At 50.5% G+C, this 13,308-nt stretch carries 10 protein-coding genes; 8 read left to right on the forward strand and 2 right to left on the reverse strand.

The genetic code is table 11. The features are described from left to right. Window positions 1-340: 340 nt before the first annotated feature. The 5 genes from AC55FS_RS16880 to AC55FS_RS16900 all read left to right on the forward strand — a co-directional run bounded on the left by AC55FS_RS16880 (window position 341) and on the right by AC55FS_RS16900 (window position 5,556). On the forward strand, window positions 341-835 hold the full coding sequence (locus AC55FS_RS16880) for a (2Fe-2S)-binding protein (protein ID WP_496933440.1): 495 nt from the start codon (window positions 341-343) through the stop codon (window positions 833-835). Next, a complete protein-coding gene (locus AC55FS_RS16885) occupies window positions 828-3,041 on the forward strand; it encodes a xanthine dehydrogenase family protein molybdopterin-binding subunit (RefSeq protein ID WP_496933441.1) in 2,214 nt (737 codons plus the stop codon). The genes AC55FS_RS16880 and AC55FS_RS16885 overlap by 8 nt, the downstream gene beginning before the upstream one ends. Then, window positions 3,038-3,979, forward strand: coding sequence for an XdhC family protein (locus AC55FS_RS16890; protein WP_496933442.1), 942 nt, complete (start codon window positions 3,038-3,040; stop codon window positions 3,977-3,979). The genes AC55FS_RS16885 and AC55FS_RS16890 overlap by 4 nt, the downstream gene beginning before the upstream one ends. Window positions 3,980-4,120: 141 nt before the next feature. Beyond that, window positions 4,121-4,861 carry a substrate-binding periplasmic protein gene (locus AC55FS_RS16895; RefSeq protein ID WP_496933444.1) on the forward strand — a complete coding sequence of 247 codons (741 nt, stop codon included), beginning with the start codon at window positions 4,121-4,123 and terminating at the stop codon, window positions 4,859-4,861. 92 nt (window positions 4,862-4,953) lie between these two features. Continuing rightward, the gene (locus AC55FS_RS16900) at window positions 4,954-5,556 is read left to right on the forward strand and encodes a nucleotidyltransferase family protein (protein ID WP_496933445.1); all 603 of its coding nucleotides are present in this window, start codon (window positions 4,954-4,956) and stop codon (window positions 5,554-5,556) included. On the opposite strand, the gene AC55FS_RS16905 is transcribed toward AC55FS_RS16900, so the two are convergent. Continuing rightward, on the reverse strand, window positions 5,521-6,372 hold the full coding sequence (locus AC55FS_RS16905; protein ID WP_496933446.1) for a DMT family transporter: 852 nt from the start codon (window positions 6,370-6,372) through the stop codon (window positions 5,521-5,523). The genes AC55FS_RS16900 and AC55FS_RS16905 overlap by 36 nt on opposite strands. Window positions 6,373-6,947: 575 nt before the next feature. Between AC55FS_RS16905 and AC55FS_RS16910 the strand changes: the two genes are divergently transcribed. The 3 genes from AC55FS_RS16910 to AC55FS_RS16920 all read left to right on the forward strand — a co-directional run bounded on the left by AC55FS_RS16910 (window position 6,948) and on the right by AC55FS_RS16920 (window position 11,531). Next, window positions 6,948-8,789 (forward strand): carotenoid oxygenase family protein, encoded by a 1,842-nt coding sequence (locus AC55FS_RS16910; protein WP_496933447.1) that lies wholly within the window; start codon window positions 6,948-6,950, stop codon window positions 8,787-8,789. A 23-nt stretch (window positions 8,790-8,812) separates the two neighbouring features. Beyond that, complete coding sequence (locus AC55FS_RS16915; protein ID WP_496933448.1) at window positions 8,813-10,420, forward strand: D-arabinono-1,4-lactone oxidase; 1,608 nt, start codon at window positions 8,813-8,815, stop codon at window positions 10,418-10,420. A gap of 73 nt (window positions 10,421-10,493) precedes the next feature. Continuing rightward, a complete protein-coding gene (locus tag AC55FS_RS16920) occupies window positions 10,494-11,531 on the forward strand; it encodes a hypothetical protein (RefSeq protein WP_496933449.1) in 1,038 nt (345 codons plus the stop codon). Window positions 11,532-11,637: 106 nt separating this feature from the next. Here AC55FS_RS16920 and AC55FS_RS16925 read toward each other — a convergent pair whose 3' ends face one another. Continuing rightward, window positions 11,638-13,266 (reverse strand): 3-(methylthio)propionyl-CoA ligase, encoded by a 1,629-nt coding sequence (locus tag AC55FS_RS16925; protein ID WP_496933450.1) that lies wholly within the window; start codon window positions 13,264-13,266, stop codon window positions 11,638-11,640. Window positions 13,267-13,308: the final 42 nt, after the last annotated feature.

Genomic DNA, 13,308 nt, shown 5'->3' on the forward strand with positions numbered 1-13,308 from the left:
TGTTAACACTATGTCGACCATGCTGTTATGAGCGAAAATTTCTAAACTAAGTAGCGAGAGAGATGTTTAACGAGTTAAACGGCGCTCCTCTACCTCGCTCAAGAAAAAACGGCCTCCAGCAGCAAAGATCTAAATCGTGTTAACAGGCCCTAGCGGCCATCCTTGTCTACCTTAATAGTGAATTTAATCTTCACCATTGCCATTTCGGTACGTTGGTTTTAGCGACATCCGTGATTGCCTGCAATGCTGTGGCGCGAATAGACGGCTATTGCTTAAAAACCACTTGGCGCACCGCTGAGGCGTTGGTAACCTTGGGTCACTTAGAAAATAAGGCACCTGCATGATCACTCTAACGGTGAATGGACAGCACTATCCGCTTGATATCGACGACGATACGCCACTGCTCTGGGCGGTGCGTGATGCGATTGGTTTAAAAGGCAGTAAATTTGGTTGCGGAGCCGGATTATGCGGTGCTTGTACTATGCACCTTGATGGCTCGCCAATTCGCAGCTGTATTACGCCGGTCAGCATGGCCGCAGGAAAAGAAGTCACCACCATTGAAGGTATTACCCCCAGCGACGGCCTTAACCCGCTGCAACAAGCCTGGGTGGATTTAAATGTGCCGCAGTGCGGTTATTGCCAGTCTGGCCAACTGATGTCGGCGAGTGCGTTATTGGCCAATAACCCCAGCCCATCCGATGCCGATATTGATCAAGCCATGAGTGGCAACCTGTGTCGCTGCGGCACTTATCCACGCATTCGAGCCGCCATTCACCAAGCGGCCCAGCACCCGCTGTATGTTGAGCTACGCCAGCAGGATAAAGCCCATGACTGAGTTAAATCGCCGCCAGTTTTTACAGGTATCGGCCAGCACATCGGGCGGCCTGTTAATGTCCATTGCTCTGCCTGGTTGCGCTAGCACACAAACGTCTAACGATTCAAAACAAGCTTGGCAGGCTAATGCCTGGTTGCATATTCACAGCGATAACCGTATCGAGTTTGTATTGGATCGGGTTGAAATGGGCCAAGGCACTTACACAGGACTGCTGACCTTGCTGGCTGAAGAGCTAGAAGTTGACCCCGCTCAGGTTGAAGTGAGCTTTGCAGGGGTCGACAGCGCCTATGATAATCCGATTTATAAACTGCAAATTACCGGTGGCTCGACCAGCATGGCCAGCAGCTTTGAGCGCATCCGCACGGCCGGTGCCAGTGCTCGCGAAATGCTGTTACTGGCCGCTGCCCTGGTCTGGCAGTTACCCGTTAATCAGCTCAGTGCCAGCGACGGCAGAATCCGTGCGCAAGATAACGACAGCTCACTGAGCTATGGCGAGCTGGCCAGCCTAGCCGCTATACAGCCCGTGCCAGAAGTGCGGCTTAAATCCGCCAGTGAATTCAAACGCATCGGCCACGGCGAACAGCGCTTAGATGCCCGTGCTAAAGTCACCGGCCAAGCCAATTACGGCATTGATATTGAGCTGTCCAATATGCTGTATGCCGTGGTCACCCGAGCACCAGCCTGGGGAGCGGAGCTTAAAGCGTCTGATATTAGCGCTGCGCAACAATCCAACGGCGTCATTGACGTCTTCACCATCAATGCCGCTGGCCGCCAAGGCGTGGCTGTGGTTGCTCAGCAGTATTGGCAAGCACGCAAAGCCCAGCAAAAGCTGGTACTGACTTGGCAGACACCTGCCAATGCGCCGTCCAGCGACGACATTATCGCTCTGCATCAACAAGCGCTAGAGCAACAGCAAGGCGATACCGTGCGTGAGCACGGCCACGTAGATCAAGCCCTAGAAGCCGCGTCGCAATCATTGCAGGTCGAATATCAGTTGCCCCATTTGGCCCACGCCACGCTGGAGCCGCAAAATTGTGTAGTCAATGCCCATGAGGCCGGCATGGAAATCTGGGCCCCGACCCAATCTCCTAGCATGGCGCGCGTGGCAGCAGCGCGTCACAGTCGTTACAGCCTGGATGATATCCAGGTCCACAGCAGCTGGATCGGCGGGGGATTTGGCCGGCGCATTATGCAGGATTATGTTGCTGAATGTGCCGCTATTGCCGATCGATTGCAGCGGCCGGTAAAGCTCATTTGGAGTCGTGAAGAAGATACCCGCCACGATTTCTATCGACCCGCCAGCGTGCATCAATTACAAGCGGCGATCGACGATTCAGGCAACGTCAGCGCCTGGCAGCATAGAATGGCTCACCCTAAGGTGTTTGACTGGTTTGCCGACGACGCAGCTCCAGCGCAATATCCATTTTTACCCAAGTTTATGTTTCCAGCCTTGATCGCCGCCGGCAAAGCCGGCGAAGGCATCATAGCACCGAGCGATACCTCCGCTTATGAAGGCGCCAGTGATCTGCCTTATGATTTTAACGCCATCAAGGTCGACTTTGTGCATTCAGATCCCGGCGTGCCGGTGGGTTATTGGCGCAGCGTGGGTCATTCTCACAATGGCTTTGTGACTGAAAGCTTTGTGGATGAACTGGCCCACTTGGCTAAACAAGATCCACTCGATTTTCGTTTGCATTACCTAAAGCAGCATCCCCATGCCATTGCCCTGCTGAAGGCTGTTGCCGCACGAGCGCAATGGGGCCAGCCCTTGGCCGGCTGTCAGCAAGGCGTGGCGATCCATAAAAGCTTTGGCAGCTGGGTAGCGCAAATCGCCGATGTGCGGCTGTTAGAAGGCGGCCAAATTCGGGTCGAACGAGTGGTCTGTGGCGTGCACTGTGGCTTGGCGGTGAATCCAGATACCGTCAAAGCACAAATGGAAGGCGGCATTATCTTTGCCCTAACCGCCGCCCTGTACGGCGATATTACTCTGCAAAATGGCGAAGTGCAGCAAAGTAACTTTCACGACTATGGACTCTGTCGGATCAACGAGCAGCCTGAAATCGATGTGCTAATAATGCCATCAGAGGAGTCGCCGACTGGGGTCGGTGAGCCTGGGGTACCACCTCTGGCAGCCGCCGTCAGCAATGCTGTGTTCCGTGCCAGCGGCCAGCGTTTACGCTCGCTGCCGCTGCGCTTAGCAACATGATTGACGCACAACTCGAGATACTGCAAACCCTGCTTGGCTGGCTCAAACAACAGCAACCCGTGTGGTTGGCCAGCGTCACTGCCACCTATGGCAGTAGTCCGCGTCCGGTCGGCTCGCTAATGGCCTGGTGCCCACAGCATGGTCGTATCGGTTCTTTATCAGGGGGCTGTGTTGAGCAAAGCTTATTGGCTCAGCTGGCGAATATGCCTCGCACCCCTGCGGTTGTGCGTCAACGCTATGGGGTCGATCAAGATGAGCGCCAACGCTATCGCCTGCCCTGTGGTGGTCATTTGGATATCCTGCTCGAAGCCCTCGATCACAGTGCTTTGCCGCACCTAACCGAGCTGGTATCAAAGCTGCAAGAGCGCCAACCTTGTGTGCGCCAGGTTAAGCCCGATGGCAGCCTTGCCTTAACAAACGATCAAGGCCAGCAAACCGGCTTTCAAGGCGCAACCTGGCAACAGCTATTTAAGCCCGATTATCAACTCTTGATTAGCGGTGCCACCGACGTGGCGTTAGAGCTTGCCAAACTGGCCAGACCTGCCGGTTTTGACGTACACATTTGCGATTTTCGCGATGAGTTTTTGCACGGCTTTGACAGTCCTTACGCCAGCGTGCGCCGTGCTATGCCAGATCAATTAGTAACACAGTATTTTGATGACGAGTACAGCGCCGTAGTTGCCCTGGCACACGACCCTAAGGTTGATGATTTGGCGGTTTGGGAAGCACTTAACAGTCGTGCATTTTACGTTGGAGCCATGGGCTCGATGCGCACTTCCCAAGCGCGACGCCAGCGCTTGTTTGAATTGGGCGTCAGCGAGCAGCAATTGCAACGGCTGCATGCCCCAATCGGCCTGCCCATTGCCAGTACCACGCCCTACCAGATTGCCATTTCCATCATTGCCCACTTATTGCAGCAAAGGCCGCTGCGGCGCTGACCGCGACAACACAATAACAGCGAGCAAACCGGGCATTTAGGGGGTAACAGACTGTCACGTGTGGCACTGACGTTTTTTCTACACATCCTGCTCACCGCTGGCCTACGCTCTAGGTGTTAACGACCGCCATGGAGATTCGCGATGTTACGCCTATTAATCACCACCTTAATCGCCGGTGTGGCCAGCCTGGCCCAGGCTGATCTGAGCAAGCTTACTTATTTAACGGAATCCTACCCGCCCTACAACATGCATGAAGGGGGCGAAATACGTGGCTTAGCCGTGGATCTATTAGTCACCGCTACCGAGCGCTTAGGCAGTCCGGTAACCCGCGGAAATATTAAATTGCAACCTTGGCCACGGGCTTACCGCCAAGCTCAAGACGGGCCTAATGTGGTGCTGTTTTCTACCACTCGCACCGAAGAACGTGAATCCATGTTTCAGTGGGTCGGCCCCATTGCCGACACTCGCATTGTACTGCTGGCACGGAAGGACAAGAACGTCACCATTCCCGCCGATGGCAGCTTAAAAGGTCTCGTGATTGGCGTCATTCGCGATGACATCGGTGAACAGATGGCGCGCGAACGAGGTGCAGTGGATGCCAATATTCGCTATGTGCCCAATGCTGAGTCGTTAGCTCGCATGTTGGATAAAGGCCGCATTGATGCTTGGGCCTATGAAGAAAACGTTGGCCGCTGGTTTATTCGACAAGCCAGTTTAAATAATGACGATTTTGAAGTGGCCGGGGTGCTAAAAGAAGGTCAACTGTATTTTAGTCTCAGTAAAGATGTCGATCGCGCCATGGTGAAACAATTGCAACAAGCCATTGATGCGGTAAAAGCCGACAGTGCGACCATGCAAACCATTACCGAACGCTATCTATAAATATCTTGGCCTGTGTGATTCACAGGCCTTCTTTTATCTTATCCAGGCATTTATTCGCTTTGCTGATACACTGGCACTTTTGCTGAGCTGTTATGAGCCCTACCGTCGTATTATTAGCCGCTGGCAGTGCCCGCCGTTTTGGCAGCGATAAACGCAAAGCCAAACTGGACCATCATAAAACCCTATTACAAGCCAGTATCGACACAATTCAAACCACATCCTTACCCTTATTTGTGGTGTTAGCTTCAGGTGATGAAGACATTGCTGATGAACTCTCGGCTGCTGGCATTGATTGGGCTTACTGCCCCAATGCGCACCTCGGCATGGGCCATAGCTTGGCTTTCGGTATTGAATCCACCATTAAAGCATCGGGCTGGCTGATTGCTTTGGCTGATATGCCTTTTATTCGTGCCAACACTTTTAATGCTGTAGCCAGCCAGTTACAGCAACATGACATAGTGGTACCGCAACTAGCCGATGGACGCCGTGGTCATCCGGTGGGATTCAGCGCCGGCTTTCGCCAGCAGCTATTGCAGTGCCAGGGCGACCAGGGTGCACGGCAAATAATAAAACAACAGCAACCGTTTTTACTGCTAACTGACGACGTCGGCATTATTGCCGACATCGATCAGCCAGAGGATTTACGCTGGTTTGAAAATTTACGATTGCCTGAACGCCAGCGCCAGCCCGGATAAAATGGTAAGCATGCCCAATAATGCTAGAATCGGCATACGATTACCCAGCACCAGAAAATCCAGCACCACAGTCACAATGGGGACCAAATAAAACAGGCTGGTGACATTGACCAGATTGCCACCTTGAATGAGCTGATAAAACAGCAATTGAGCGGCGACAGAAATCACCAGCCCCATCCACAGCAGTGGTATCCAAAAGCCCCAATCCGGCTGCCATTCAAATGGCTGACTCGGTGCCCACAGTGCCAATACCAACAAGGTAATGACATATTGCAGCGGTAACGTTTGCAGCGGTGACTGCTGGATGCCCTTTTGCACGATGGCGCCTGTGGTAATACATACCAGTGCCGCCAGGGCATAACCTATCCCAAGTAGCGATAGCTGTGTTTGCACTAGGCTTTGCCAGACCACCAGCGTCAGGCCAAACAAAGACAGTGTTAAGCCACATAATCTAAGCCAGGAATAACGCCGCTCCGTAAGCAGTAACGTAAGGATCGGCTGCACCCCCAACACGGTTGCGAGCAACCCAGGTGTCACGCCATGAAACATGGCTTGGAAGTAGCAAATGGAATACAGGCCAATCATTAATAAACCGGCCAGCGCCACCCGCCCACGCTGGTGTTTATCTGGCCAGAAACGACGCCATGAGGTCGTTAATACCAGCAAAGCCAGCAACGCCAAGGCAAATCGCATAACCAGCAAAGCCAGTGGAGAGCTGTGGTCTAATCCGACACGAATAAAGATGGCAGCACTGCCCCACAAAAGAACAAACAGTGCCATGGGCGCCCAAGGCGCACGCAGAAATAAACTATGCATACATATCTCATCTGTTGAAACGAGCGAGCCCGCTGCAACCTTAGTTACAGTTCACACTCAAGCGAGAGCAGCGGGATGAAAACGGCTTAGTGTTAAGCCACAACGGCTGCAGGTGGCTGAACGCCAGCAACTACAACCTGAAACACAACAGATGACATAAATATTTGGCCTGCCCTGGCAGCGCTAAAGAGAAACGCTAAACCTGACAGCTTGCTCCATAGTAATAAAACAGAAGTAAAGCTTGGCGACGTTACCAGCTCAGGCTGTGGGTCGCAACTTTTTACCCACGTGAAGTCGCCCCTATTGCCTAACCGAATGAGATGCATAAACGGGCCATGCTGGTCAGCTCATCGAACGTAACTTTCCGAATCACAGGCAAGGAACCCCTGAATAATTCAGAAACTCCCTAAATGTAGCGGGCAGGTATTGAACGCCAGCATACGTCCGAACACGTCGCCTCATCATACTTAAGTCTAGTTTTTATCGGCGCTACGTAGGTGCCGTTTTTTCACCATGCTAGTGATACAGGCTGACTTTTGTCTATGAAAACTCATTAATAATAACCGGATCTGGCGATGAAACGACGTGAATTTCTTAAAGTAGCGGCAGCAACCCCGCTACTCCCTTCCACCGCAATGGCTCAATCGGCACTAGAAGATTCGAGTTTTCCTATTTCCATCATGCACGGCAGCTTAGAAGCCAGCAGCGGTACACTAGACCTACTGGAAGGCTATATTCCCAATGATATGTATGGCCATGTATTTATAGCCGAAGGCATTCCGCTAGAGAAAAATCACTTAAGCCCCAATGGTCGCGGCGCCGTGACACGACTGGATATCGGTGATAACGATATCCAGTTCACTCGCAAAATGATCGATACCCCGTCTGCCATTTTACAAACCCATATCACCCATGGGCTGGACAAGTTTAATCTGATGGGTGGCACCATTTATCAAAGTTTAACTTTGGGTTATATGAATTACTGCAATACGGCACCCAACTATATGGGCAACAACCGTTTTGCATTTAGCTACGAAGGTGGCATGCCGTTTGAGTTCGATGCTACCACGCTAGATTTGATTACCCCAATCGGATTGCCAACGGAGTGGAAATCCAGCCTGCCACCCTTTATTGATGCGTTAACACCCCAAAAGCACCTATTCCCACAAATCAGAACTACAGGCCATCCGTTTTTTGACCTAGAAAGCCAAGAATGTTTCACCATCAATTATGGTGGCAATGTAGGTACTATGGGGCGGAACGATGCCTTTTTACACTTGATTCATTGGGACCTCAACGGGCCACTACAACGTTGGACCGTCGTTGATCGTGACGGTAATAACGCTTGGTTGGAAACCACATCACATTCCTTAGGTGTCACACGCCATCATATTTTGATATTTCAGACGGCAGCACGTGTTGAAGCGACGCGCATCCTGGGAACCACAATCGTTACACCGCAACAACATAAAACCCCTGTGTGGATAATTCGCAAGCGCGATCTGATCAATAATCAGCAGCAGGTAGTTGCTGATTATGTTGAGCTAGATTTTGATACCTCAGACATTATGTGTGACTTTGACGATACCGGGGGAGAAATCACGCTATATGGCCAGTACTTGGGTGCCATGGATAAGTCTGAACAATTGTTTAATTGGGAGCGACTGTACTTCGGCGGCCGGGTAGATCGAGAGCTATCTGGCTACCCCGTAGCGCCGGTCGATGTGGGTGGCTTAGTGCGGGCACGCTTGTGGGTCAGTGATCATCACGCTGAAGAAATTAAACAAGACTTTCGTGTGATACGTGATGAAAACCTGTTATGGGACATGAACGATCCTGCCTATCGTGGCCATTTCCAGTTCCCGGAAAAATTTGAGCATATCTACTGGTCCGCCATTGGTTATCGCCCTGAGCATTTACCTCGTCGAGTCGCCCGGGCCTATGAAGATTATCCTGGCAGACTGTACGACAACGACAGCCTGCCTAGGCAAGCCATTCCATCGTCCATCGTGCACATGGACTGTCAACAAATGCGCATCACCGACTCCTATACCTTCCCGCAAGACTGTGTCGTGCGCACACCGCAATTTATGGCACGAAAAGGTTCCAGTGCCCAAGACGATGGCTATTTATTCACCGCCGTGGTGCGTAATCAACCGTCCACGGCACAATCAAATGGCAAAGAATACTGGTTCTTCGATGCGAAAGATCTGGCCGCAGGCCCGATTTGCAAGCTCGCCAGCCAGCAGTTGAATTTTGCCACCACTAATCATGCTCTTTGGGTCGACGCCATTGGCCCAAGACCCACTGGCATTTACAAGGCCAATTACGGCGACTTTTTACGCGCCAAGCAGCCCCAGCACAGTCGCAAAGTGCGCGACCTCATTGATAGCCACCTATTGCCCCAGTTTGGATAAACCACGTCGCAAGGAGACGCTCAATGCAACTAAAAAAACTATGGCTGCCGCTACTGGCCGCCAGCACCATTCTCGGCACGTCGTATTCTTTGTATTCCGACGAAAATGAAAAGTTAAAAAACTACCAGGGCACCTATGAATGCTCACCCAGCATTATTCATAGCCCCAGTAGCATCGAACAAGTGCAAGACATAGTGCGAGATGCACTGGTCAATGGTAATACCATCATGACCGGCAATCGTAAGTTTGCCAGCCAGATTGATGCCGCCTGTACCCAGGATGGTCAGGTACAGATCACCTTGGAAAATATGACAGATGTGGTCGACTTTGATCCTGATGCCATGACCATCACCGTAGAAGCAGGCATGCGTTTTAATCAATTTAATGATTTTCTGCGTGATAAAGGCCTAGCCGTAAATATGGTCACTGAGTTGGGTACCTTTACCATTGGTGGCATGTTGGGCAGTGGCACCCATGGCTCGACCTTCCAGAAAAAAAGCAACATGATCGCCGACTATGTTACCTCTATGAAAATTGTAGATGGCTTAGGTGATGTCAGAGTATTAACCGGTGAAGACCTTAATGCAGCCCGCGTTAACCTGGGTGTACTGGGTGTTGTGGTCGAAGCCACCGTGCAATTAGAGCCAGCCTTTAAAGTGAAAGCCGATGTCAAAGGCTATCGCAATGACAGCGATTTAGAAGATGTTATTCTCGACATTGCTCGCAATAACTACTCGGCCAATGTAGCTTGGTTCCCTGGTTTAGGCCGCTATACCACCACCTTGTACAATGAGGTTCCACTCAGCACCAAAGGCAATGATTACAATGCCCAGGCCGATGTTTCTGATATTCAAGAATACTTTTTTGGCTTGCTGTTTGATGCATTGCATGAGACCAAAAACTCAAGCTTGCAGTGTTTTGCTGCGGCGGTACGTTACGGTGCCCGTGATGGCTCCTACTTCCGTAATCTAGACACCGGGTTTAAGAGCTATAAGCCTGTCGGCTATTCCGACCGTATGCAGTACTTCCAGTGCAAAGACCCTGACAAATGTGTGTGGGACAAACTGCCCATTGCCCTGCAGGAAGTGGCGATTCCATTTGAACAGTTACCCAACTGGATTGCTGACGTGCGTAAGATTCTCGATAACAACCCTCGTACCTGCTTCCCACTCAACGGTATCTATTTCCGTTTTGGTAAAGCATCAGATAGCTACCTGGGTATGAGTGCCGGCCGTGATAGCGCTTTTGCCGGCATCGAATATACCTTACGTCAAGAAGGTGCTGCGGTGCCGAAAAACTACTTTGTTAACCTAGAAATCGAGCAAATGTCGTTGCGCAAGTATGGTGCTCGACCACACTGGGGCAAAAATTCCGTCGCCATCTTTGAAGATATGCCATCCAGATTCCCGAAATGGAATGACTTCCTGGCATTTAAACAAGAGGTTGATCCATACAATGTCTTTACCAACCCCTTCTGGCAGCGTGCGACTGGAGAAGACCCATTAAGCAACTACCTCACTCCCGGCTGTAATCTTCGCGGTGAATGCTACTGCACCGATGACAGTCACTGTGAAGAAGGCACTAGTTGTCAAAGTGGTGGTTTTTTCACCGATGCCAGGGTGTGCAAATAGCAATTTGATAGGCAGTCAGGGCCGTTAATACGGCCCTTTTTTATATCCATCACCACTGCATAGAGTATTAAAGATGACACTATCCGCCCGTTTTTTAGCCTTATTGATACTGCTTATCAGTCTTCCAGTATTAGCCACCAAGCTGGCAGATCTCAAGCCTCATAGTCCATCTGACCAACCCTGGAACGAGCAATGGTTCTATTATTTTAACGATCCGGGTGTGGGCTATTTTAAAATCAGCCTTCAAACCTTTATTTATGCCGATGATCCAGAATCCAAGTTACGAGGATATTTACATCTGGTCTACACCCCAGTGAATGGCAAGATCCGCAGCTACGACTATTTATATGATCAGGTTGACGTGGTGAGCAAAGAAGACAGCCAATACGGATTTTCGTTTGTTATCCCTGGCGTGGCCGAGATGAGCGAAAGCCACATTCGCATTAATACCGCTGAGTTTTCCTTTTCATCAGACCTGAGCGGGCCACACCAGCATTACTGGCGGTTAAATAAAGGCGCCAGCCCCTATAGTTTGCTCACATCCTTGCCCAATGTGGCCAACCGTTGGTTTGTATTCAGCCTAGCAACACCAGCCCAATATGCTTTTAGTGCAGACTACGCACAACACCAAGGCATCGCCTCGACCTATATCGACAAAGGCTGGAGTACCAGCCAAGCCACCAATTATGCTTTTGTGATGGCGACCCGAGCAGATCGCCAACTGATGTTAGCAGGTGGCTCAGATGAAGGGTTTGCCATAGAAATGTGGGCCGGCCGCTATCGCTCCGACTCCAATAGCATGACCTTTATGCCCTCCATTGCAGGTCTTACGGTAGAAAGAACCTTATCACCCTGTGAAGGAGTGTTAGATATTTCGCTAAAAGGTTTAGGCAAAGAATTGCGTATTCATGCCAGCGCCAACCCTGAAGACTTTGAGGATTCAACCTTGCCATCCATGCAGGTATTTAATGCCGAGTTCCCTTCGGCTAAAACCATGAATGCCCAAATTGATGTGCAGCTGTATCGTTTTGGTAAGTTGGTTGAGCACAGTGAGTTTCAACAAGGAGCCCTGGAGTTTGGCGGTGGCATGCATTGTGATGCACAAAACTAGGGCCTGTTAAGCACTGGCTGTCAACGTGGTATTTTTCATAAAGGACTGGCAGAGCCAGTAATCGGCCCTCGGTTTGGAGGGCCGCAAAGATCAGATTGAAAACGAATCAAGCCGGTTCCAGCAGATAATCCTGGTACTGCTGTCTAAGATTGATTTTTAACAACTTGCCGGTTGCGGTATGAGGTAGCTCATCAACAAACACCACGGCATCAGGCAACCACCACTTGGCAATTTTATCCTGCAAGAACTCTTTAATGTCATCGGCACAGACCTGACTGCCCGGCTTGCGTACCGCCAACAGCAAAGGTCTTTCATCCCATTTTTCATGGCGCACCCCGATCACGCAGCACTCTACCAGCTCCGGATGGCCTACCGCAGCATTTTCAAGATCTATTGAGCTGATCCATTCGCCACCCGATTTAATAACGTCTTTACTGCGATCAACAATATGTAGATAGTTGTTTTCATCGATGGTAGCGACATCACCGGTATCAAACCAGCCATCAATAAAGCTGCTTTGATCATCATGTTTATAATACCCACTAACAATCCATGGGCCACGGACCAATAACCGACCATAAGCCACGCCATCATTGGTTAGGGTTTGACCAGCATCATCAACAATCTTCATTTCCACACCATAAATAGGCCGCCCCTGCTTTAGTTGCAGTTGATAGCGTTGCTCTAATGGCATGGATTCCATATGGATATTGTGGGCATTAACGGTACCGATAGGGCTCATTTCGGTCATGCCCCAGGCGTGAATCAAGAAGGCATCGTGCTTTTCCTGAAAGGCTTTAATCATGGATAAAGGAGCTGCGGCACCGCCAACCACTACGTTGTTAACCGACTGCAGTTTTTTACCAATGGCATCCATATGGTTAAGCAGCATTAACCAGACCGTTGGCACACCCAATAATAAATCGGGCTTTTCTGCATCAATTAATTGCCATAAGGATTCACCATCCATACCGGGGCCTGGAAATACCTGTTTAGCGCCGGTGATAGCAGCAGAATAAGGTGTGCCCCAGGCATTGACATGAAACATGGGCACCACAGGCAAAAAGCAAGAGGTAGATGCTAAGCCCAATGCCTCTTCGCCAATAGAAGCCATGGCGTGAATAACCGTTGATCGGTGACTGTACAACACGCCTTTTGGGTGTCCTGTGGTGCCAGAGGTGTAACACATACTCGCAGCGCTGCGTTCATCAAATTCCGGCCATTGAAACTCACTGGATTGCTCAGCTAACAAGGTTTCATAACACAGAACATTGGCCAATGAAGTCTCTGGCATATGCTCTTTATCTGCGAGAATCACGTAGCCTTTTACTGAGTTCAACTGCGATTGAATGGCCTCTAACAGTGGCACAAAGGTTAAATCGACAAAAATATAGCTGTCTTCGGCGTGGTTAATAATATAAACCAGCTGCTCAGAAAACAGACGCGGATTAATGGTATGTAAAACGGCACCGTATCCCGACACGCCATAATACAATTCAAAATGTCGATAGCTATTCCAGGCCAGTGTGGCGATGCGATCGCCCTGCTGCACCCCCAAACTTTGCAATGCATTGGCTAACTGGCGCGCACGTTGTGCGGCGTCACGCATTTGATAGCGATGAATATCACCTTCGCAGCGGCGACTGACGATCTCTGTGTTGGGATGGGTCGACTCGGCATGTTCCAATAAACTGGAGATCAACAGCGGGCGGTCCATCATTTGGCCTAACATCATTTTTCTGCCTCGATAGTTATTGTTATAGGGTCACAGTACGAA

Source organism: Bacterioplanes sp. CLAM21, assembly GCF_059641015.1.